General features: G+C 66.6%; 19 protein-coding genes and 3 tRNA genes. 12 read left to right on the top strand and 10 right to left on the bottom strand.

What is annotated here, in order from left to right:
- Position 1 precedes the first annotated feature (1 nt).
- The 7 genes from recF to G3T37_RS10325 all read left to right on the top strand — a co-directional run bounded on the left by recF (position 2) and on the right by G3T37_RS10325 (position 7,157).
- Positions 2–1,180, top strand: coding sequence for a DNA replication/repair protein RecF (gene recF / locus G3T37_RS10355; protein ID WP_163473812.1), 1,179 nt, complete (start codon positions 2–4; stop codon positions 1,178–1,180).
- Positions 1,177–1,686 (top strand): DciA family protein, encoded by a 510-nt coding sequence (locus G3T37_RS10350; RefSeq protein ID WP_163473810.1) that lies wholly within the window; start codon positions 1,177–1,179, stop codon positions 1,684–1,686. Before recF ends, G3T37_RS10350 begins: the two co-directional genes overlap by 4 nt.
- Positions 1,687–1,849: 163 nt before the next feature.
- Entirely contained in the window at positions 1,850–3,883 is a 2,034-nt protein-coding gene (gene gyrB, locus G3T37_RS10345) for a DNA topoisomerase (ATP-hydrolyzing) subunit B (RefSeq protein ID WP_163473808.1), read from the top strand.
- A gap of 17 nt (positions 3,884–3,900) precedes the next feature.
- Positions 3,901–6,489: a DNA gyrase subunit A gene (gyrA, locus tag G3T37_RS10340; RefSeq protein ID WP_163473806.1), complete on the top strand. Its 2,589-nt coding sequence runs from the start codon at positions 3,901–3,903 to the stop codon at positions 6,487–6,489.
- Complete coding sequence (locus tag G3T37_RS10335; protein ID WP_163473804.1) at positions 6,482–6,889, top strand: DUF3566 domain-containing protein; 408 nt, start codon at positions 6,482–6,484, stop codon at positions 6,887–6,889. Before gyrA ends, G3T37_RS10335 begins: the two co-directional genes overlap by 8 nt.
- A gap of 85 nt (positions 6,890–6,974) precedes the next feature.
- Positions 6,975–7,048 (top strand) — tRNA-Ile (locus G3T37_RS10330).
- A 36-nt stretch (positions 7,049–7,084) separates the two neighbouring features.
- Positions 7,085–7,157, top strand: a tRNA-Ala gene (locus G3T37_RS10325).
- 46 nt (positions 7,158–7,203) lie between these two features.
- On the opposite strand, the gene G3T37_RS10320 is transcribed toward G3T37_RS10325, so the two are convergent.
- Together G3T37_RS10320 and G3T37_RS10315 are read right to left on the bottom strand one after the other, a co-directional pair.
- Positions 7,204–8,043, bottom strand: a complete 840-nt coding sequence (locus G3T37_RS10320) for a septum formation family protein (RefSeq protein WP_163473802.1) — start codon at positions 8,041–8,043, stop codon at positions 7,204–7,206.
- Positions 8,044–8,200: 157 nt separating this feature from the next.
- Positions 8,201–8,767: a hypothetical protein gene (locus G3T37_RS10315; protein ID WP_163473800.1), complete on the bottom strand. Its 567-nt coding sequence runs from the start codon at positions 8,765–8,767 to the stop codon at positions 8,201–8,203.
- Between the two features lie 135 nt (positions 8,768–8,902).
- On the opposite strand from G3T37_RS10315, the gene G3T37_RS10310 reads away from it, so the two are divergent.
- Genes G3T37_RS10310 through G3T37_RS14945 form a run of 3 tightly spaced genes read left to right on the top strand, consistent with a single transcriptional unit; the run spans position 8,903 to position 11,121 of the window.
- The gene (locus G3T37_RS10310) at positions 8,903–9,442 is read left to right on the top strand and encodes a peptidylprolyl isomerase (RefSeq protein WP_163473798.1); all 540 of its coding nucleotides are present in this window, start codon (positions 8,903–8,905) and stop codon (positions 9,440–9,442) included.
- Positions 9,443–10,282, top strand: a complete 840-nt coding sequence (locus G3T37_RS14950) for a rhomboid family intramembrane serine protease (protein WP_163473796.1) — start codon at positions 9,443–9,445, stop codon at positions 10,280–10,282. It abuts the gene before it with no gap.
- Positions 10,279–11,121 carry a rhomboid family intramembrane serine protease gene (locus G3T37_RS14945; RefSeq protein ID WP_338401239.1) on the top strand — a complete coding sequence of 281 codons (843 nt, stop codon included), beginning with the start codon at positions 10,279–10,281 and terminating at the stop codon, positions 11,119–11,121. The genes G3T37_RS14950 and G3T37_RS14945 overlap by 4 nt, the downstream gene beginning before the upstream one ends.
- 171 nt (positions 11,122–11,292) lie before the next feature.
- Here G3T37_RS14945 and G3T37_RS10295 read toward each other — a convergent pair whose 3' ends face one another.
- Entirely contained in the window at positions 11,293–11,535 is a 243-nt protein-coding gene (locus G3T37_RS10295) for a cell division protein CrgA (protein WP_163473792.1), read from the bottom strand.
- 245 nt (positions 11,536–11,780) lie between these two features.
- Here G3T37_RS10295 and G3T37_RS10290 point away from each other — a divergent pair, with 245 nt between their 5' ends.
- The gene (locus G3T37_RS10290) at positions 11,781–12,419 is read left to right on the top strand and encodes a glutamine amidotransferase-related protein (RefSeq protein WP_163473790.1); all 639 of its coding nucleotides are present in this window, start codon (positions 11,781–11,783) and stop codon (positions 12,417–12,419) included.
- A 69-nt stretch (positions 12,420–12,488) separates the two neighbouring features.
- Here the strand turns inward: G3T37_RS10290 and pknB are convergent, their stop codons facing one another.
- The 7 genes from pknB to G3T37_RS10255 form a co-directional block, all read right to left on the bottom strand.
- Positions 12,489–14,201 carry a Stk1 family PASTA domain-containing Ser/Thr kinase gene (gene pknB, locus G3T37_RS10285; protein ID WP_163473788.1) on the bottom strand — a complete coding sequence of 571 codons (1,713 nt, stop codon included), beginning with the start codon at positions 14,199–14,201 and terminating at the stop codon, positions 12,489–12,491.
- A 63-nt stretch (positions 14,202–14,264) separates the two neighbouring features.
- Positions 14,265–15,950, bottom strand: coding sequence for a serine/threonine-protein kinase (locus G3T37_RS10280; protein WP_163473786.1), 1,686 nt, complete (start codon positions 15,948–15,950; stop codon positions 14,265–14,267).
- Entirely contained in the window at positions 15,947–17,404 is a 1,458-nt protein-coding gene (locus G3T37_RS10275; RefSeq protein WP_163473785.1) for a penicillin-binding transpeptidase domain-containing protein, read from the bottom strand. The genes G3T37_RS10280 and G3T37_RS10275 overlap by 4 nt, the downstream gene beginning before the upstream one ends.
- On the bottom strand, positions 17,401–18,834 hold the full coding sequence (locus tag G3T37_RS10270; RefSeq protein WP_163473783.1) for an FtsW/RodA/SpoVE family cell cycle protein: 1,434 nt from the start codon (positions 18,832–18,834) through the stop codon (positions 17,401–17,403). The genes G3T37_RS10275 and G3T37_RS10270 overlap by 4 nt, the downstream gene beginning before the upstream one ends.
- Positions 18,818–20,062, bottom strand: a complete 1,245-nt coding sequence (locus G3T37_RS10265; protein WP_163473781.1) for a protein phosphatase 2C domain-containing protein — start codon at positions 20,060–20,062, stop codon at positions 18,818–18,820. Before G3T37_RS10265 ends, G3T37_RS10270 begins: the two co-directional genes overlap by 17 nt.
- A 3-nt stretch (positions 20,063–20,065) precedes the next feature.
- On the bottom strand, positions 20,066–20,662 hold the full coding sequence (locus G3T37_RS10260; protein WP_163473779.1) for an FHA domain-containing protein FhaB/FipA: 597 nt from the start codon (positions 20,660–20,662) through the stop codon (positions 20,066–20,068).
- Entirely contained in the window at positions 20,663–21,379 is a 717-nt protein-coding gene (locus G3T37_RS10255; protein WP_163473776.1) for an FhaA domain-containing protein, read from the bottom strand.
- A gap of 335 nt (positions 21,380–21,714) precedes the next feature.
- On the opposite strand from G3T37_RS10255, the gene G3T37_RS10250 reads away from it, so the two are divergent.
- Positions 21,715–21,798: transfer RNA gene (locus tag G3T37_RS10250), tRNA-Leu, on the top strand.
- Positions 21,799–21,929 lie beyond the last annotated feature (131 nt).

Raw genomic sequence — 21,929 nt, 5'->3', positions numbered from 1 at the left:
TGTGCGCGTAACTCACCTCAGCCTCGCCGACTTTCGTAATTACGAGTCTGCCGAGCTCGACCTCTCCCCGGGGGCCAACCTTCTCGTGGGCAGCAATGGCCAGGGGAAAACCAATCTGGTGGAGGCCCTGGGCTATCTCAGCACGCTGGGGTCGCACCGGGTCTCGGTCGATCACGCGATGATCCGCGCGGGTCAGGGCGCCGCGATCGTGCGTGCGAGGCTGGAGCACGGTGAGCGCTCGATCCTTGCCGAGGTGCAGATCAATCGGTCATCCGCCAATCGTGCCCAGATCAATCGGGGTGCGATCAAGACGCGGGAGCTTCCTCGGTACTTCTCGAGTGTGCTGTTCGCCCCCGAGGACCTCGCTCTCGTGCGCGGCGAACCGTCGGGTCGGCGCAAGTTCCTGGATGAGTTGCTCGTGCTTCGTTCCCCGCGGCTGAGCGGCGTCATCGCCGATTACGAGCGCGTGCTCAAACAGCGCAACTCCCTTCTCAAGTCGGCGCGGGTATCCGGTGTTCGCAGCTCGGGCCTGTCGACCCTCGAGATCTGGGATGACCGCCTCGTCGTCATCGGATCCCAGATCATCGAGGCGCGCACCGCGCTCGTCGCGGAGCTCCTCCCCGAGGTCGACGCGGCCTACACGGCGATCGCCGGACAGATGCATTCAGCGGCACTTACCAACAGTCTGAGCGTGTTATCCACATCTGTGGATAACGATGATGACGTCGACGCCACTTCCGAGAGCTACACGGGCGGAATCGTGTCGGCCGAGGTCGCGGAACGCCACTTCCGATCGGCCCTCGAGCGTCGCCGGCGCGATGAGCTGCTGCGTGGGATCACCCTCGTCGGTCCGCACCGCGACGATCTCGTTCTCACCCTCAATGGTCTGCCCGCACGCGGCTACGCGAGCCACGGCGAATCCTGGTCATTCGCCCTGTCGCTCAAGCTCGCCTCGGCCGCGGTGCTTCGGCGGGAGTCGACGACGGGAGATCCGGTGCTCATCCTGGACGACGTGTTCGCCGAGCTCGACGACTCCCGTCGCGGACGGCTCGCGGCGGCGGTCGCCGACTACGAGCAGGTCATCATCACCGCGGCAGTATTCGACGACGTTCCGCCGGCGCTGGCGGGGCACGTGGTGCGGATCCGCGCCGGGCGCATCCTCGAGGAGGGTGAGGAATGACGGAGGGACGACCCGACGAGGCGGTGCCGGAGCACATCGGGGTGTATCTGCGGCTGCGCGCGGTCTTCGGCCAGCCGGGAGTTCGATCGGCGGATGCCCGCAAGCGCGCCAAACGGGCGAAGGAGGGTGCGAGCGTTCCCTTCGGGGATGGTCGCGATCCGCTCGGCATCGATCAGGTGCTGGGCAACCTCACCTCCCGGCTGGGGTGGAGCTCCTCCCTCGCGAAGGCCGACCTCGTGGCCGCGTGGGCGGAGATCGCCGGAGCGGAGACGGCAGAGCACGCGGTGCCGACCGCCATCGAGGACGGGGTGCTGGTCATCCGCTGCGACTCCACCGCCTGGGCGACTCAGCTTCGCCTCATGCGCGGTCAGATCACGACGAGTATCGCTCAGCGGTACCCGGAGGCGGGCATCGAGTCGGTGAAATTTGAGGGACCGGGTGCCCCCTCGTGGAAAAGAGGCCCACGATCGATTCCAGGACGTGGCCCGCGCGATACCTACGGCTAGGAATGCAAAACAGTCCAACCGGCTAGGAAAAGTCCGCAGAATGGCGTCTATGGCCGCGGGCGGGCATCCGATTTGGTAGAATTAAGGGGCCGTCGGGACCGTTCTATTGAACACTCTCTCCCGGATGGCGCGAGTCACCACATCGGCGGGAGCCAAAGAACATATGACAACGGAATCATCCAACGACCTGCCCGCAGACGATCGCACCGAGATTCCGTTACCCGCCGACGAGACGACCGCATTCGTCCATGAGCGCAAGGCGCCGGACGACAGCTACGGGGCCGACCAGATCCAGATCCTCGAGGGGCTGGAGGCGGTTCGTAAGCGTCCCGGCATGTACATCGGGTCGACTGGTCCGCGCGGTCTCCACCACCTTGTGTATGAGGTTGTGGATAACTCGGTGGATGAAGCGCTCGCCGGCTACTGCGACGACATCAAGGTGTTCATCCGCAAGGACGGATCGGTGCGGGTCGTCGACAACGGTCGCGGCATTCCGGTCGACATGAACCAGCAGGAGCAGAAGTCCACCGTCGAGGTCGTGCTCACGATCCTCCACGCCGGCGGCAAGTTCGGCGGCGGCGGGTACTCGGTCTCCGGTGGCCTGCACGGGGTGGGAATCTCGGTCGTCAACGCGCTCTCCCGCGAGCTCGACGTCGAGGTGCGGCGCCAGGACTATGTCTGGCGCCAGAGTTTTGTGAACGGGGTGCCCACTGCTCCTCTGGAGCAGGGCGAGTCCTCCGACGAGACCGGCACGACCATCACCTTCTGGCCGAGCGCCGAGACCTTCGAGACCGTCGAGTTCGACTACGAGACCCTGAGGGCGCGCTTCCAGCAGATGGCCTTCCTCAACAAGGGTCTGCGCATCACCGTCACCGACGAGCGCGGCGAGGAGGACGTGGTCGAGAGCTACATGTACGAGCGCGGACTCGTCGACTACGTCGAGCACCTGAACGCGAGCAAGAAGATCGACGTGATCCACCCGGAGGTCATCTCCTTCGAGTCGGAGGACACCGAGCGCAAGATCTCGCTCGAGGTCGCGATGCAGTGGACGAATGCCTACACGGAGAGCGTTCACACCTACGCGAACACCATCAACACGCACGAGGGCGGAACGCACGAAGAGGGATTCCGTGCTGCGCTCACGACGCTCGTCAACCGCTATGCGCGCGAGAAGCAGATCATCAAAGACAAGGACGAGAACCTGTCGGGCGATGACGTGCGCGAGGGTCTCACCGCGGTCATCTCGGTGAAGCTCGCCGAGCCGCAGTTCGAGGGCCAGACCAAGACCAAGCTCGGCAACACCGAAGCGAAGGCGTTCGTGCAGCGAGTGGCGGGGCAGCAACTCGGCGACTGGTTCGACTCCCACCCGGTCGACGCGCGCAACATCATCCGCAAGGCGATTCAGGCGTCGCAGGCGCGGATCGCCGCACGCAAGGCACGGGAGAGCACCCGACGCAAGGGGCTGCTCGAGTCCGGCGGCATGCCCGGCAAGCTCCGCGACTGCTCCAGCAAAGACCCGGCGCTCTCCGAGATCTTCCTGGTCGAGGGCGACTCGGCCGGCGGTTCCGCCGTGCAGGGCCGCAATCCCGAGTTCCAGGCGATCCTGCCCCTCCGCGGCAAGATCCTCAACGTCGAGAAGGCGCGCCTCGATCGTGCGCTCGCCAACAACGAGGTGCAGGCGATGATCACGGCGTTCGGCGCCGGGGTCGGTGAGGACTTCAACCCGGAGAAGGCGCGGTACCACAAGATCGTGCTGATGGCGGATGCCGACGTGGATGGCCAGCACATCACCACGCTGATCCTCACCCTGCTCTTCCGCTACATGCGGCCACTCATCGACCACGGGTACGTGTACCTGGCCCAGCCGCCGCTCTACCGGATCAAGTGGACGAACGCCGAGCACCAGTTCGTGTACAGCGATCGTGAGCGCGATGCGCTGCTGAACGACGGGCTCGCCGCCGGAAAGCGCATCCCGAAAGACAACGGAATCCAGCGATACAAGGGTCTCGGTGAGATGGACTACACCGAGCTCTGGGAGACCACGATGGATCCGGCCACTCGAACACTCATGCAGGTCACCCTCGATGACGCGGCGGCGGCCGACGAGATCTTCTCGACGCTCATGGGCGAAGACGTGGATGTTCGGCGCACGTTCATCCAGAAGAACGCGCGCGACGTCCGCTTCCTCGACATCTGATTCCGAAAGACGCACACATGGCTGACACCACCACCCCCGATGAGGGCGCGACACCGGAACCCACCTTCGAGAAGGCGGTGATCGACGACCGGCACGACAAGATCGAGCAGGTCGACCTGCAGCTCGAGATGCAGCGCTCGTACCTCGACTACGCGATGAGCGTCATCGTCGGGCGCGCCCTGCCCGAGGTGCGCGATGGCCTCAAGCCCGTGCACCGCCGCGTCATCTACGGCATGTACGACGGCGGCTACCGCCCCGACAAGGGCTTCAACAAGTGCACGCGCATCGTCGGCGACGTGATGGGGCAGTTCCATCCGCACGGCGACTCCTCTATCTACGACGCGCTCGTGCGTCTCGTGCAGCCGTGGAGTCTGCGGTACCCCCTCGCCCTCGGTCAGGGCAACTTCGGTTCGGCCGGTAATGACGGCGCCGCCGCCATGCGGTATACCGAGACCAAGATGTCGCCGCTCGCCATGGAGATGGTGCGCGACATCGACGAGGAGACCGTCGACTTCCAGGACAACTACGACGGCAAGACTCAGGAGCCGACCGTGCTGCCGGCCCGGTTCCCCAACCTGCTCGTCAACGGCTCGGTGGGAATCGCAGTCGGGATGGCCACGAACATTCCGCCGCACAACCTGCGCGAGGTCGCGGACGGCGCCCTCTGGGCCCTCGACAACCCGGACGCGACGCGGGACGAACTTCTCGCGGCCCTCCTGCAGCGCATCAAGGGGCCGGACTTCCCCACCGGTGCGCAGATCCTCGGGGTCAAGGGCATTCAAGACGCCTACCGCACGGGTCGCGGGTCGATCACGATGCGCGCGGTCATCAATGTCGAAGAACTGCAGGGTCGCACCTGCCTCGTCGTCACCCAGCTGCCGTACCAGGTCAACCCCGACAACCTGGCGCTCAAGATCGCCGACCTCGTGAAGGAAGGCAAGATCGGCGGTATCGCCGACATCCGCGACGAGACCTCGGGTCGCACGGGTCAGCGCCTCGTGATCGTGCTCAAGCGCGACGCGGTCGCGAAGGTCGTGCTCAACAACCTCTACAAGCACACCCCACTGCAGGACAACTTCGGCGCGAACATGCTCGCGATCGTCGACGGCGTACCGCGGACCCTCCCGCTCGATGGTTTCATCACGGCATGGATCGATCACCAGGTCGATGTCATCGTGCGACGCACCCGCTTCCGTCTGCGCAAGGCGGAGGAGCGCGCCCACATCCTCCGCGGCTACCTCAAGGCGCTTGATGCGCTCGACGAGGTCATCGCGCTCATTCGCCGTTCGCCCACCGTCGAGGATGCACGCGACGGGCTGATGGAGTTGCTGAGCGTCGACGAGCTGCAGGCGCGGGCCATCCTCGAACTCCAGCTTCGTCGCCTCGCCGCCCTTGAGCGCCAGCGCATCATCGACGAGCACGACGAACTCGAGCGCCTGATCGCCGAATACCAGCGCATTCTCGTCACCCCGGCCGAGCAGCGGGCCATCGTGAAGAGCGAGCTCACCGAGATCGTGGACCGCTTCGGCGACGACCGGCGCACCGAGATCATGTTCGGCTTCGACGGCGACATGAGTGTCGAAGACCTGATTCCCGAGGAGGAGATGGTCGTCACCATCACCCGCGGCGGATACGTGAAGCGCACGCGAAGCGACAACTACCGCAGCCAGCACCGCGGCGGCAAGGGCGTGAAGGGTGCGCAGTTGCGGGCGGATGACGTGGTGGAGCACTTCTTCGTCACCACCACCCACCACTGGCTGCTGTTCTTCACCAACACCGGTCGCGTTCTGCGCGCCAAGACCTACGAGATCCAGGAGGCCGGGCGCGACGCCAAGGGCCAGCACCTCGCCAACCTGCTCGCGCTCCAGCCGGGTGAAGAGGTCGCGCAGGTTCTCGATATCCGCGACTACGCCGCGGCGAAATACCTCGTGCTCGCCACTCGCGACGGTCTGATCAAGAAGACGGCGCTCACCGACTACGACACCAACCGCAGCGGCGGCATCATCGCCATCAACCTGCGCGAGGGTGATGAGCTCGTCTCGGCCATGCTTGTCGAGGAGGAGGACGACGTCCTCCTGGTCTCACGCAAGGGCATGTCGATCCGCTTCACCGCGTCCGACGCGGCCCTGCGTCCGATGGGACGGTCAACCTCTGGAGTGATCGGAATGCACTTCAGGGATGACGACAGCCTGCTCGACGCGAGCGTAGTGTCAGACAGCGGATTCGTCTTCGTGGTCACCGAGGGCGGGTACGCAAAACGCACCTCTGCCGACCAGTACCGCGTGCAGAACCGGGGCGGGCTGGGAATCAAGGTGGCAAAGCTTCAGGAAGCGCGCGGAGATCTTGCGGGCGCTCTCATCGTCGGCGAGGAGGATGAGGTGCTCGTGGTTCTTGCCAGCGGCAAGGTGGTACGCTCCTCCGTGGCCGAGGTGCCGGCCAAGGGTCGTGACACCATGGGCGTGGTATTCGCCCGGTTCGCTGAAGACGACAGAATCATCGCGGTCGCCAGGAACACGGAACGTAATCTAGAAAGTCAGGACCTCGACGCGGCCGAATCCGCGAACACCGAGGCAGAACCTGGAAAGGACGAGTCGGTAGATGAGTAGCGTTGCGGAGAAGCTCCAGCGCAAATCCCAGAAGCCCGCTGCCACGAAGCAGGTTCGCCTCAAGCTGGTCTATGTGGACTTCTGGTCGGCCCTGAAGTTCAGCTTCCTGGTGTCGATCTCGCTGGGGATCATCCTCGTGGTGGCGACCATCTTCATCTGGGTCGTGCTCGCCTCGACCAGCGTGTTCTCGTCGATCGACAGCATCATGCAGCAGATCCTCTCCGACAACACCTACTCGGTATCGCAGTCGGTCTCCCTGCCGCAGGTCGCCCTGTTCGCGATCGTGGTCGCCCTGCTCAACACGGTGATCGGCACCGCTCTCGGGGCCATTGCGAGCCTTCTGTACAACTTCAGCGTGAAGCTGACGGGCGGACTCCTGGTGGGCTTCACCAACCAGTGATCGCACCGTTCCGTTGACGCGCGTCGGCCGGATCGGCGCGATTACGGAAAATCGGGCGGGTGCGATACTCTCGTATCTGCCTCACGGGGGTATAGCTCAGGCGGTTAGAGCGCTTCGCTGATAACGAAGAGGTCCGTGGTTCAAGTCCACGTACCCCCACGCATTGGAACGGTGACACGTTCGATTCCGAGGTGCGGGGCCTTAGCTCAATTGGTAGAGCGCCTGCTTTGCAAGCAGGAGGTCAGGGGTTCGATTCCCCTAGGCTCCACCGGCAGATGTATCGGACGTTCGGTGAGTGACAACTCGGTTGAGCCCTACGGCTGCGACACCCAGCACTGAACCTCACGACGACCCAGGGGCCAGGTCATCTCCGTCGGTCCATAACCGGCGCGTTCCAGGCCGACGCCGGGCGTCGCGGCCCGACACAGCGCCGCCACCTCCCGAGCGACCGTCGCGTCTCCGGGGTACGGGTCGGTGGCGGACGCGCGCAGCGCGCCGCGCGCGGCGAGGACCCACTGCGGCGAACGCCGGCAGTCGGCCAGCGTGGCGCTCGTATCGAGAAGCGGGCTCGGATTCCGCGCGCCCGACAGGCACAGCTCGAACGCCTTCGGATGGGTCTTCACCGAGTCGAGCATCGGCCTGATGGGATCGGGCAACGCCCGGAGCGTGCGCGTCGACAGCGTCGTGCCCAGGCGATAGACGCCGAGATCGCAGCGCACCCACCGTTTGCCCTGCTCCCACGCGCTCGCGGAGGGCAGGAAGAAGTACCAGGTGAGGAGCTCCTGCTTCCACGAGTGCGTCGGGAGGAGGCGGTCGAAGCTGGCCGCGCACAGCTTCTGAGCGGCGGTCGAGACGACGTCGCTGGGCGTCGAGCTGCTGCCCGCGCGGCGCCAGTCTTTCGCGATGCCTTTCGGCAGGTCATCCACCGCGAAGGTGTAGAGGTTGTGGCTCTCGCCGCAACCGATGGCGGTGTCGCCCGTCCAGGTGCCCCACTGGGTGATCTCGTCGGGCGGACCGAACCAGCACTGGCCGATGAAGGCGTCGGCGCCGGGGTCGTTGGGGCGGAACACGTCGGCGACCGTACAGCCACTCAGGATGACCGCCACGAGTGTCGCGGCCAGAACCGTCGCCGCGCCGCGTCGGCTCGCTCGCATCGCATCCCTTTCCGTGGCCGGGTGTGAGGGCAGCCTATAGCTGGCACGACGCGCTGCGGTGGATGACCGGCCCGCGGCGCCCGAAGACGCCGATGGCGCCCACCGTGTGGTGGGCGCCATCGGGGCACAGCGTCGCGGGTCGCTCCCGCGGGTGAGGTCAGGAGGGCTGCGACGCCGTTCCCGCCTCGGAGATGTCGTCATCGTCGATCCACAGGTCGTCGTCGGCGCGAAGCGTCTGCCACGCGGCGTAGGCGACGCCCACGACGGCGACGATGCCGATTCCGATGAGGATGTAGCGACCGGGCCCGGGGGTCGGCTTGGCCTTCACGAGACCCGCCTTGCTCGCGGCACCGCTGCCGACGGCCGAGACGCGCTTGAGCGCCGCGCGCACATTCGGGTCCTTCGCGACGTCGATCATGGCGAGCGCCGAGCCGACGGCGGAGGAGACGGCGGGGAGCACATCCTCCGAGAACTTCTCCCGGGCGGCGCCGGCGACGTGGTGGGCTGCGTTCACGCCGGTGGCGACGACGGGGCGGACCTGGTGCTCGTAGGCCTCGCGCACGCGGGGTGCCACTTCTTCTCTCGTGTAGTTGGACGCCTGGCGGCTGGCCTCGCGCAGAATGCGGCTGGCCTGGTCGAGAACCTCTTTCTGGTCATCCCAGAGATCTCCCGCCTGCCCCTTGAGCTTGCCCAGCTCCTTGCGGCGCTTTCGTGTCAGTCCCATCGAAACCCTCCATAGCTTGGTCGAGCGATCGCCTCCATCCTCCCACTCATTACTTTGTGGGCAAACCGGTTGACCTGTGCACCTGCTGGGCACACACTCGGGTTCGGGTGGGCACGCTATGCAAGAATTGTCGTCATGTCTGCTCACACCGCTGTTGCAACCATCCACACGAACCTGGGCGACATCGTCGTCAACCTGCTCGGCAACCACGCCCCCAAGACGGTCAAGAACTTCGTCGGACTCGCCAAGGGCGAGATCGAGTGGACGCACCCGGCGACCAACGAGGTCTCGACGAAGCCGCTGTACGACGGCGTGATCTTCCACCGCATCATCAAGCAGTTCATGCTGCAGGGCGGCGACCCGCTGGGCGAGGGTTTCGGCGGCCCGGGATACCAGTTCGACGACGAGATCCACCCCGAGCTCACCTTTAACGAGCCCTATGTGCTCGCCATGGCCAACGCGGGAACGCGCGGCGGCAAGGGAACCAACGGCTCCCAGTTCTTCATCACCACCGTCGCGACGCCCTGGCTGCAGGGCAAGCACACCATCTTCGGCCTCGTCGCGGACGAGGCGTCGAAGAAAGTCGTCGACGCCATCGAGGCCGTCGACACCGATTCGCGCGACAAGCCCCTCACGCCGGTCGTGATCGAGAGCATCAGCGTCGTCGAGGTCTAGGTGGGCGACTCGGCACTCCGGGCGGACGACTACTGCTACCGGCATCCCGATCGACCGAGCTTCGTGCTCTGCGATCGCTGTGCCCGCACCATCTGCCTCGAGTGCCAGACCCACGTCGACGGGAAGGTGCTGTGCCCGGATGACGCGCACCAGGTGCGAATGGCGCCCGTCACGCCGATCCGTTCGAAGCAGCGCCGGCGGATCCGACGCCCCGCGCTGAACCTCCCCGAGGGATCCCCGATCGCGAGCTACGCGATCATGGCCGTGCTCGTCGTGGTGTTCTTCGCGGACCTGTTCGCGGGCGGGGCGATCCTGAACGCGTTCGCTTTCACCTCGGGCTCGACGCTTGTGCGGCCCTGGGCCTTTCTGACCGCGATGCTGTTGAGCCCGGGCATCCTCTCACTGCTGTTCAACGGATTCTCGGTCTGGGTCTTCGGTCGGCAGCTGGAGCAGCAGTTCGGCCGCTCTCGCTACCTGCTGCTGTACGTGCTGGGCGGATTGGGGGCGACCGTGTTCGTCGCGCTCTTCGGCGGAATCGTCGCGAGTGCCTCGGGGGCGATCTTCGGGTTGATGGGTGCGTTCGTCGTGTTCGCGCGGCGCCTGGGCGGCAACATGATCTTCATCTACGCGATCATCGGCATCAACCTGGTGCTCGTCATCCTCCTGCCGGGAGCCGTGTCATGGCAGGGCGCGCTCGGCGGACTGGTCGTCGGCGCCGTGACGGCGCTCACCTACTACTTCGAGGGATCGGCGGCGAAGGCCCGACAGCGTCGACTGATGCTCACGGGGATCTCGGCGGTGCTGGTCGTGCTCGCCCTCGTCAAGGCGCTCGTCGCGTGAGTGATGAGACGGGTGTGGCGCAGCCCACCGACCAGCTCAACCGCTGCTACCGGCATCCCGACCGGGAGAGCTTCGTGCGATGCCAGCGCTGCGGCCGCACGATCTGCCCGCAGTGCCAGACGCTCGCGGCGGTCGGCGTGCACTGCCCCGAGTGCGTGCGCGAGGCCCGACTCGGCGGCCCCCGGACTCGCACGCCACTCGTGACCGCGCCCCGCGCGCTGTTCCGTCGCAGCGGGCTGCCCGTGGTCACCTTCGTGCTGATGGCCACGGCCATCGTCACCTACGTGCTGCAGTTCGTGTTCGGCGCGGTCGTCAGCAACCAGGTGACCTACGTCGCCGGAGACATCGTCGCCCGGCCGTGGACTCTGCTCACCGCCGACTTCGGTCACGGCAGCATTCTGCACATCGCCCTCAACATGTACTCGCTGTTCGTTCTCGGGCCGATCGTCGAAACCCTCCTCGGCCGCAGCCGCTTTCTTGTTCTCTTTCTCCTGAGCGGGGCCGGCGGGTGGGTGGCCGTCGACTTCTTCTCGCAGAACGCCGCGCTCGGGGCGTCCGGTGCGATCTTCGGACTCCTGGGTGCGCTCTTCGTGATCCAGCGTCGACGCGGGCTCGGCAGCGGGTCGTTGATCTCGGTGATCGTGATCAACCTCGTGATTGGATTCGTCATCCCCGGCATCGCCTGGCAGGCCCACGTGGGCGGACTCCTCACGGGCGGTCTCGTCGCGTTCGTCATGCTCGAACTGCGCGCGCGCCGACGCCGCCCGCTCGAGGTGGCCGCGATCGCCGTCGTCGCCATCGGGATGATCGTCGCGCTGTACGCGCACGTCTACGCCTGAACCGTTCTCCCGTCGCCAGAGTTATCCACAGGCGTCTCCACAGTGGGGATAATTACACGCGTGTAGTTCCCCCGATCGGGGGTCGACAGGCCCTGCGAATGCAGGGATCCGGTGGGAGCGCGGCAGGCGCGAAGGCGTGAGTGTCGAGGGCGGGCGACAGGCGCGGGACGGCTAGCGCCAGCGCGTCGTCATGAGGAAGCCGACGAACATGATGCCGAAACCGACGAGGATGTTCCAGGTGCCGAGGCTCGGAATCGGCGCGGAGCTACCGCTCACGTAGAAGACGATGATCCAGATCAGACCGATGAGCATGAACCCGAACATGACCGGCTTGAACCACACCGGATTGGGTGCCTGCTCACCGCTCCGCGCCTCGACGCTGCGGGCGGGCTTGGTGTTGGTTGTACGAGCCATGCCGAAATTGTAGCCTGTCGACCCTCCGAGACGGCCAGAGCCCGATCGCTGGGCCCGCGCATCCGCGCAGATTCATGCTCGAGCACCACGGGCGACCGCCACGATGAGGTGGGTGCGGGCGCCCCGAGTCGCCGTCATCGTCACCGTCTGCGTATTCTGGGTACTCATGCTGGTGCTCGCGCGGCACCACAAGCCCGGCCGCGAACGCCGGCCCCGACGCCCAGCCCCGATGTGACGGTGAAGAAGTGACCCACGTACTCGTTGTCGACAACTACGACAGCTTCGTCTACACCCTCAATGGATACCTGTTGCAGCTCGGCGCGACCACGACCGTCGTGCGCAACGACGACTTCGCTCCCGCCGAGGCGGCCGATCGCATCGCCGAGTACGACGCCGTGCTTCTCTCGCCCGGCCCCGGCACGCCGGCCGACGCGGGCGTGTCCATTCCGATCGTGAAGGCGGTGCTCGACTCGGGTCAGCCCACCTTCGGGGTCTGCCTCGGGCATCAGGCCATTGCCGAGGCCATGGGTGCCACCGTCACTCACGCCGAGGAGCTCATGCACGGCAAGACCTCGCTCATCACGCACGACGACAGCGACTTCTACGACGGGGTTCCGCAGCCGTTTCTCGCGACCCGCTATCACTCGCTCGCCGTAGTCGACTCGACCGTGCCCGACGACCTCGTCGTCACCTCGCGCACCGCGGGCGGCGTCATCATGGGAGTGCGCCACGTCTCGCTGCCCATCTTCGGCGTGCAGTTCCACCCGGAGTCCGTCCTGACCCAGGGCGGGTACCGGATGATCGGCAACTGGCTCGCGGTCGCCGGGCTGCCCAGCGCGCGCGACGCGGCCGTCGGCCTCACCCCGCTCATCAACGCGAGCTGAGCGGAGCAGTGGGCCCGGCGCAGTCAGCCCCTGCGCTGAGTGGAGCGGTCAGCCGGTGGAGCGGAACGGTCAGCCCGCGCAGACCGTCAGCGTGATGTCGGATCCCTGTGTGTGGGTGCCGGGGCTCAGTGACTGATCGGTGACCTTGCCGCCGCTGCAGGTGGTCGTGGTGACCACCTGCACGTTCAGGTGAAGTGCGGCGAGCGTGCTCCCCGCCACTCCCGCGGCGTCGCCGACGACGGAGGGCACCGTGACCTTGCCCGTCGAGACGATGATGTCGATCGCATCGCCCTTCACCGCGTTCGAGCCGACGGCCGGATTCGATTTGATGATGATTCCCGCCTTGACGGTCGGCGAGTTGGCCTTCGTCGTCGAACCGAGCGTGAGCCCGAGAGCGGTGAGCGTCGACTTCGCCTTCGTCGTGTTGAAACCGGCGAGATCGGGCACGGGAATCGTCGTGGGGCCGAGCGAGACGATGACCTCGATGATCTGGGTTGCGCCGACCTTGGTGCCCGCGCCGGGGACGGTTCCGATCACGGTGCCCACGTCGACCGTGTCGCTCGCCTGGTCTTGGCGCTGCGGGATGAGCTTGAGCCCGGTGAGCTCCTTGGCGGCCGAGGCGTAGCTCTCGCCCGCGACATCCGGCACCGCGACGGAGAGGCCCTGCGCGATGTCGGTGCCCTTCGGCAGGTTGATGGTCCAGAACACGACAGCGACGAGCACCACGGCGACGAGCACGATGCCCGCCCAGATCCAGGCGACGGGGGGACGGGTCTGGGTGCGCGTACCGCGGGATTCGGCATCCACGGTCAGCTGCCGCAGCGCGGCCTCGGAGCTCGCGGTCGCCTGCGGGTTCACGCCGAAGAGCGTGGCCGTGAAGTCGGTCACGGGCACCGTCTTGCGGGGCGGGGCGATACCCGCGGCGGCGGCCTCCACCTCGTCGCGGAATTCGGTCGCGTTCTGGAAGCGCGTCGTGCGATCCTTCGAGAGTCCGCGCAGCACGACGGCGTCGAGTGCAGGGGAGACCTTCGGATTGATCGTGCTCGGTGCGGCGGGGTTCTGGTTGACGTGCTGGTAGGCGACGGCCACCGGGTTCTCCCCGCGGAACGGAGCCTGGCCGGTGAGGAGCTCGAACAGCACGACGGCCGTCGAATAGAGGTCGGTACGGGCATCCACCGATTCGCCGCGCGCCTGCTCCGGCGAGAAGTACTGCGCGGTGCCCACGATCTTGCTGGTCTCGGCGATCGTCGCGGAGGAGTCGGAGATCGCGCGGGCGATGCCGAAGTCCATGACCTTCACCTGGCCGTTGCTGGCGATCATGATGTTGCCGGGCTTGATGTCGCGGTGGATCACCCCCGCACGATGCGAGTACTCGAGCGCGGTGAGCACCTGAGCGATGATGCGGGTCGCCTCCGCGGGGTCGAGCGGGCCGTCCTCCGCCAGGACGTCCTTCAGCAGGCGCCCGTCGACGTACTCCATCACGATGAAGGGGATCTGCGCCTCGTTGCCCTTCGGGTCGGTGACGGTCTCCTCGCCGGCGTCGAAGATGCGCACGATCGTGGGGTGAGCCATCTTGGCGGCGTCCTGGGCCTCACGGCGGAAGCGAGTGCGAAACGCGGGGTCCATGGCCAGGGCGGGCTTGAGGAGCTTGATCGCGACGCGGCGCCCGAGCCGGGCATCCGTTCCCACACGCACGTCGGCCATGCCGCCGCGGCCGATGAGTTCGCCGATCTGGTAGCGCCCCGCGAGGAGCCGCACACCTTCCCCCACGACCTCTGTCACGAACCTGTCTCCTGTACTTCTGTCACGAATGAGGGTGCCAGTGTACCCGTCGAAAATCTGCGCTCAGGGCGCGATCTGGAGGACGAGCGGGTCGGAGGTGTTGGAGGTCTGGCTCGTGCCGCAGGTCGCGGTGTACGTGACCTGCGTCGTTCCCGAGCTGGCGGGCCCGACAGTGATGTCGAGGGAGGTCACCGAACCGCTGATGGGGTTCTGGTCGGCCGCCTGACCGTTGGTGACGGTGAAGTTGTAGGCCGTCGGCTGCACTCCTCCCGGGCATCCGGAGTAGGCGGGCCAGTTGATCGTCACCGTCGACCCTCCCGCGTACGGACCCTGCGTGGTGGGCGTGGGCGTCGCCGGTGCGGGCGGGGTCGCCACCGGCCCGTAGAAGGTCACCGTGATGGTCGACCCCGGGGGAACGTTGCCCTTCACGTGGTCGGCCTTGTACGCGAGCCCGACCTTGCCCGAGTCGCTCGCCGGCGTGCCCGTCACCGCGTTGAGAGTGAGACCGCGGTCGGTGAGGTAGCCGTCCACGTAGTCCTTCGTCTTGCCGATGATGTCGGCGGGGTCGAACGAGACGTTCGTGTCCACCGGTGTCGGGGTGGGGCTCGGAGTCGGTGACTCGCTCGGGGTCGGCGAGATCGACGGCGACTGCGACACCGAGGTCGAGGCGGCCGGCGTCGGCTTGTTGGCCTGCGACACGAGCGCGATGATCGTGCCGATGAGCACGAGCGCGAGCAGCGTCACGAGGGCGATGAGCGGCCAGGTCCACGGGTTGCGCTTCTTCTCCTCCACCGGCTGCTCGGTGGCGAGCACCGCCGTCGGGGTGAGGAGGCGCGTCGCCGTGGTCGGCTGGCCGTAGTTGGCGCCGACCGTCGAGGCGAGCGAGCCGGGGCCGATGATGCCGGGCACCGAGGCGGCCGCGGCCGCGACATCCCCCCGTCGCAGCGCCTGCGCGGCGCGGGCGAGATGCGCGGCGGAGGCCGGGCGATCCGCGGGACTCTTCGCGATGGAGGAGTAGACGAGGTTGCGCACCGGCTCGGAGACCGTCACCGGCAGTTCCGGTGGCGTCTCGTTGATCTGCGCCATCGCGATCGCGACCTGTGACTCGCCGGTGAACGGCCGGCGGCCGGCGAGAGCCTCGTAGGCGACGATTCCGAGCGAGTAGATGTCGGTCGTCGGGCTGGCCGGATGACCGCTCGCCTGCTCGGGCGAGAGGTACTGCACCGTTCCCATCACCTGCCCCGTCGCCGTGAGCGGAACCTGGTCGGCGATGCGCGCGATGCCGAAGTCGGTGATCTTCACGCGGCCGTCGGGGGTGATGAGGAGGTTGCCCGGTTTGATGTCGCGGTGGACTAGGCCGGCCGAGTGCGCGGCGTGCAGCGCGTTGGCGGTCTGCGCGACGATGTCGAGCACGCGGTCGGTCGACAGCACGCGCTCGCGCTCGAGGATCGTGGAAAGCGCCTCACCCGGCACGAGCTCCATGACGAGGAACGCGCTGCCGTCCTCCTCGCCGTAGTCGAAGACGTTGGCGATCCCCTCGTGGTTGACGAGGGCGGCGTGCCGGGCCTCGGCGCGGAACCGCTCGAGGAAGCCGGGGTCGCCGAGGTATTCGTCCTTGAGGATCTTGATCGCGACCGTGCGCCCGATGACGAGGTCGGTCGCCTGCCACACCTCGCCCATGCCGCCGATCGCCACGCGACTGGACAGCTGGTATCTGCCGCCGAAAGTGAGCCCGCTCGTCGGTCTCATTTGTTTAGCACCGCCTCAAGTACCTTCTTGCCGATGGGAGCGGCGACCAGGTTGCCGAAGGCGTCCTGGCCGAGTCCACCGCCGTTCTCAACCACGACTGCCACGGCAACCTTGGGGTCGTTCGCAGGCGCGAAACCGGTGAACCACAGGGTGTAGGGATCCCCTGGGCCGTTTTCTGCTGTTCCGGTCTTCCCCGCCACTTCGACTCCGTCTATTGTCGCATTGCTCGCCGCACCACCCGCCACACTCGAGATCATCATGTCGCGGACTTTGGCGGCCGTATCTGCGCTGATCGGCGTGCTGAAGACGGTGGGGGTGAGCGACTTGATCGTGCTCAGATCGGGGGCGATGATCTTCTGCACGAGCGTGGGCTGCATCTCGACGCCCCCGTTCGCGATCGCCGCGGAGTCCATCGCGATCTGCAGGGGAGTGACGCGGTCGTCGCTCTGCCCGAAGGCCGAGAGCATCGTCTGCGGGGCATCCAGACCGGTCGGATAGATGCTCGGCGTCGACTTCATCGGGATCTGCACGCTCTGACCGAAGCCGAACTTGGCGGCCTGATCGGCGATCGCCTGATTGCCGAGGGCTGCGCCCAGTTGCGCCATCGGGATGTTGCAGCTCAGCTTGATCGCGGTCGCGATCGTGGCCTTCGCCCCCGCGCCGCAGGTGCCGCCCCCGGCGTTCTGGATGAACGACGTCGACTCGGGGAGCTGCAGTCGCGCAGGGTTGAGGAAGCTGCTTTCGGGCGTGTACTTGCCGCTCTCGAGGGCGGCCGAGGCGACGACGAGCTTGAACACGGATCCGGGGTGGTAGAGGTCGCCCGCGATGGCCCGGTTGACGAGCGGCGAGTACTTCTGCCCCGAGAGCGCGTTGTAGGTGGCGAAGAACTTACTGGTGTCGTGCACGGCCAGCTGGTTGGGGTCGTAGGCGGGCTTCGAGACCATCGCGAGGATCGCGCCCGTCTTCGGGTCGATCGCCACCACCGCTCCGCGGTTGTCACCGAGGGCGTCGTAGGCGGCCTTCTGCACGGCGCGATCGATGGTGAGCTGCACCGAGGCGCCCTTCGGCGTCTTCCCGGTGACGATGTTGTTGAGATTGTCGAAGAACTGCTCGTTGGCGGTGCCGCTCAGGTAGTCGCCCAGCGAGCCCTCGATGCCGGGGTTGGCCTGGTTGATCGTGAAGTAACCGGTCACCGCGGAGTACAGCTTGGGGTCGGCGTACACCCGCTGGAACTTGTAGACGTCTTTCGACGGTACCGACTGCGCGATCACCTTGCCGTTCGCGTCGAGGATCTCGCCGCGCTGCGCCGAATAGCTGTCGTACAGGGTGCGAACGTTGCGGGAGTCCGACTTGAGCGTGTCGGTCGAGAACACCTGGATGATCGAGCTCGACACGAACAGTGCCACGAACATCATCAACACCACGATGCTCACCCGGCGCAGCTGTTTGCTCACGGTTCCACCACCAGCCTCGGGGTCGTGCGCACCGTGTCGGAGAGTCTCAACAGCAGGGCGGCGATGATCCAGTTGGCCACGAGCGAGGAACCGCCGGCCGCGAGGAACGGGGTCGTGAGGCCGGTCAGTGGGATCACCCGGGTGACTCCGCCGATGACGATGAAGACCTGGAGCCCCACGACGAAGGCGAGCCCCACGCCGAGCAGTCGCCCGAAGTCGTCTTCGCCCGCGAAGCCGATGCGGAAGCCGCGCGAGACGAACAGCAGGTAGAGCGCGAGAATCGCGAAGATGCCGACCAGGCCGAGCTCCTCGCCGAGCGAGGAGAAGATGAAGTCGCTGCGGGCGAGGGGCGTGCGATACGGCTGGCCGAGGCCCAGGCCGGTTCCGATCAGCCCGCCGTGGGCGAGCCCGAAGATGCCCTGCACGATCTGGTAGCTGCTGTTGACCTGCGCCGTGTAGTTGGCGTTGCTGAACGCGTCGAGCCAGGAGTTCACGCGACCCGTCACGTAGCTCAGGGTGGTGAACGCCACGTAGGCGCCCACCAGGAACATGCCGACCCCCAGCACCACCCAGCTCGCCCGACCCGTCGCGACGTACAGCATCACGAGGAACAGTCCGAAGTAGAGGAGCGAGGTGCCGAGATCCTTCTGGAAGATCAGGACGGCCATGGACGCGGCGAAGACGACGAGGATCGGGCCGAGGTCGCGGGCGCGGGGGAAGGTCATCCACAGCACTTTGCGGCCGACCATGGAGAGCGAATCGCGCGCGGTCACGAGGTAGCCGGCGAAGAAGATCGCGAGGGCCACCTTGCCGAGCTCGCCCGGCTGGAACGAGAAGGGGCCGACCGAGATCCACACCCGCGCACCGTTGATGGTGGTGCCGATGAGCGGGAGCATCGGGAGGATGAGGAGCAGGATTCCGCTGAACATGGCGATGTAGCGGTAGCGCTGCAGCACTCGGTGGTTGCGGATGAGCACGATGACGACGATGGCGATCACGATGGCCATGGCGGTCCACGCGATCTGGCGCACGCCGGCGCTCTCCCAGCCGCTCAGTTTGGCGGAGATGTCGATGCGGTAGATCTCAGCGATGCCCAGTCCGTTGAGAACGGTGATGATCGGCAGGATGAGCGGGTCGGCGTTCGGCGCGACGAGCCGCATCGCGACGTGCATCGCGAGCACGAGCAGCGCGAGGAGCCCCGCGAGGGTGAGGATGCCCGCATCCGTCTTGCCCGATGTCGCCAGCTGCACCAGCACGAGCGCGAACGCCACGATTCCGAGGGCGGGGACGAGGAGTGCGAGTTCGAGGTTGCGCAGTCGCGCCGGCACACGCAGCTTCAGTCGGATCGTGTTCGTGAAGGTCGACCGGGGGCCCGCGTCGTAGGACGGCGCGGGGGGCGGGTTCGGACTCCAGCTAGTTGGTGCGGGCATCCGCCAACCGATCCACGATCTGCTGCGCGAGGGCGAGGCTGTCCGCACTGATGGTGGACTTCACCTGCTGCTGGTTGAAGGAGGGGAGGTCGCTCAGTTTGATCTTCGTCGTCGAGTAGACGGAGGAGAGCTTGATCGGTCCCAGATCCTGTTGCACGCCCCGGTAGATGGCGACGGTGCCGTTGTCGTTGCCGACGAAGTAGTGCCGCTGCGTCCACTGGTAGCCGAGAACCAGCCCCACCACCACGGCGATGACCACGAGGGCCAACCCCACGAGCCAGGTGACGCGGCGTCGGAGGGCGCGGCGGCGATCCTCCTGGATGAGCTCGTCGAGGTAGTCCTCGGATTCGGGCTCGAAGTGGCTCGGATCCGGCTGCGTCGCCTTGAGCGGGTGAAGGAGAAGGGTGGGCAGGCGCAGGGAGCGCTTGGCGCTGTCGCTGTCGTAGGAGAGCGGGATGGAGGCCGACCCGACCGTGACCGGCGGCACGTGGGCCGAGTCGTTCGTCTCATCGATGTCGACGACGACCACGGTGACGTTGTCGGGCGCTCCCGCGTCGAGGCTCTCCTTGACCAGTCGTTCGGCCGCGGCATTCGCGCCGGTGACGGTCTCGAGCACGTGCTTCATCTTCTCGTCGGAGACGTAGCTGCTCAGCCCGTCGGAGCAGATGAGCCATCGGTCGCCCGGGGCGGTCTCGAGCACGCTCGTGTCGATCTCGGGGGCGGCATCGACGTCACCGAGCACGCGCATGAGCACCGAGCGCCGAGGATGAACGGCCGCCTCCTCGGGCGTGATGCGGCCGCTGTCGACGAGCCGCTGCACGAAGGTGTGGTCGGTCGTGATCTGCTCGAGGGCGTCGCCGCGCAGCCGGTAGATTCGGGAGTCGCCGATGTGGGCGACCGCGATGTGGTTGTCGACGCGGAGGATTCCGCTGACCGTGGTGCCCATGCCGGTGAGCTCGTTGTGCTCGAACACCGTCTCGGCGAGCAGGGCGTTCGCCGCGATGAGTGCCGACTGCAGGGCGAACACGGCTTCGTGCGGCGTGGGGTAGTGGCGGTCGATCTCGAGGATGCGGCGCACCGCGATCGCGGACGCGACGTCGCCCCCGGCGTGGCCGCCCATCCCGTCAGCCACCACGAACAGGTGGGTGCCCGCGTAGCCGCTGTCCTGATTGTTGGCTCGGATCTTGCCCACATGCGAGACGGCGGCGCTCTTGTCGTCGTTGGCCACGTGCTACCGCCGGAGCTCGAACGTCGTCGTGCCGATGGTCACGGGCGTGTTGAGCGGCACCGGAGTGGGAAGGGTGACGCGAACGCCGTCGAGGAAGGTGCCGTTGGTCGAGTCGAGGTCTTGCACCACCCAGCCGTCGTTCCAGAGCATGAGCCGCGCGTGGTGGGTGGAGGTGTAGTCGTCGCGGATGACGAGCCCCGACTCGCTCGACCGCCCGATCGCGAGTTGCTCGCTGGGCAGCTCGATCTCCAAGCCCTCTTTGGGGCCGGAGGTGATCACGAGTCGCCGGGCGGGGCCGGGGCGCTCGCCGAAGCTGGGGGAGAGGGTGGAGCGGATCGGCTCGGTGGGCGGGGCCGGCGCGGCAGCGAGGGGAATGGAGGGCACCGTCACGGCGGCCGGCGCGGGAGCGGCGACCCTCGGGGTTGGTGCGAGCGGCGCGACCGGTGCGGTGGGGAAGGGGGAAGAGGCCTGCTCCGCGGTCTGTCGGCGCACACGCTGACCGAAGAGGTCGGAGCGGAGCGCGTAGACGACGGCGAAGACGAACGCCCACAGCACCGCCAGGAACGCCAGGCGGAGGATGAGAAGCGTCAGCGCGCTCATCTAACTCTGCCGACCCTCGTCGATGCGGAGGTCGGAGAACTGGTCGACGTCGGCTGACTGGGGAAGCACTCGGAACACAATACGGGTGCGACCGATGTCGATGACCGAATCGGGGTCGAGCGGCGCGGTGGTGAGCGGCGCGCCATTGAGCTTCGAGCCGTTCGTCGACCCGAGGTCGTTGACCTGCGCGCGCTTGCCGTCCCACAGGATCTCGACGTGCTTGCGGGAAATCCCGTTGTCGTCGACCGTGATGTCGGCTTCAGACCCGCGCCCGATGATGGTGCGCGAGTGGATGATCGGGTGCCGTTTGCCGTTGATGTCGAGTACGGGGTTCCAGTTGACGGCGCCCTTCACACTGCTCGACTCGATGTCGATGATCCCGGGTCCGAGCTTGTCGTCGGCCGACAGCCGGATCGAGATTCCACCCGCGAACGCGTAGTGCTGCGCGGTCGCGTGGCGCTGCACCTGCCGCACCAACTCGTCGATGAGGGTCGGGCCGATCGCGTTGAGGTGGTCGTAGTCGGTGCGGCCGAGATGCACGGTGAACTTGTTGGGTACCAGGATGCGGTCGCGCGCCACCACGACGGCCTTGGTGTCGAGCTCGCGGCGCAGCGCGCTCGTCAGCTCGACCGGCTGCAGCCCGCTCTTGAAGGTCTTGGCGAACGCGCCGTTGACGGCGCGCTCAAGACCTTTCTCGAAGCTGTCCAGAAGGCCCAAGGCTCTCCCCAAGTCTGCGAATACGTATCTTTTGATGTTAGTCGGCGCGCGACGTGCTCACGCTGAGCATCGGCCGACCGCCTCCGCGAGCACGCACGGCTGTGGATAAGACTCAAATGATTGAGACTCATTCGCATAGTCTTGCACCCGTGGTGGAACAGGTGCTTCTGATCGCGGGGATGATCGTCCTCGGCGTCGCTCTTCTCGCGATCCTCCTCTACGGCCTGCTCAGCGGCGCGGCGTGAGCGCGGGTCCGCTCCCGGTCAGAGCGTGGCCGTGCGACGGCGCTTGCTGTGATAATCTCGCTGGGTTGACGACTCGTCGTCGACCGGTGAGCGCGAGTGGCGAAATTGGCAGACGCGCACGGTTCAGGTCCGTGTGCCCGTGAGGGCATGGGGGTTCAAGTCCCCCCTCGCGCACCGCTGTCCTGTCTCGGGACATAGGAAACCGTTGAACCCCTGGGTTCAGCGGTTTTCTTTGTTTTGGGGTTGGTAGTCCTTGGTGGGGTCGAGGGTGAGTTCGCGGATCAGTTCGCCGGTGGTGGCGTTGA

It is taken from the genome of Galbitalea soli (assembly GCF_010686725.1).
Classification (GTDB): domain Bacteria; phylum Actinomycetota; class Actinomycetes; order Actinomycetales; family Microbacteriaceae; genus Galbitalea; species Galbitalea soli.
This window is presented reverse-complemented; position numbering and strand designations above follow the sequence as displayed.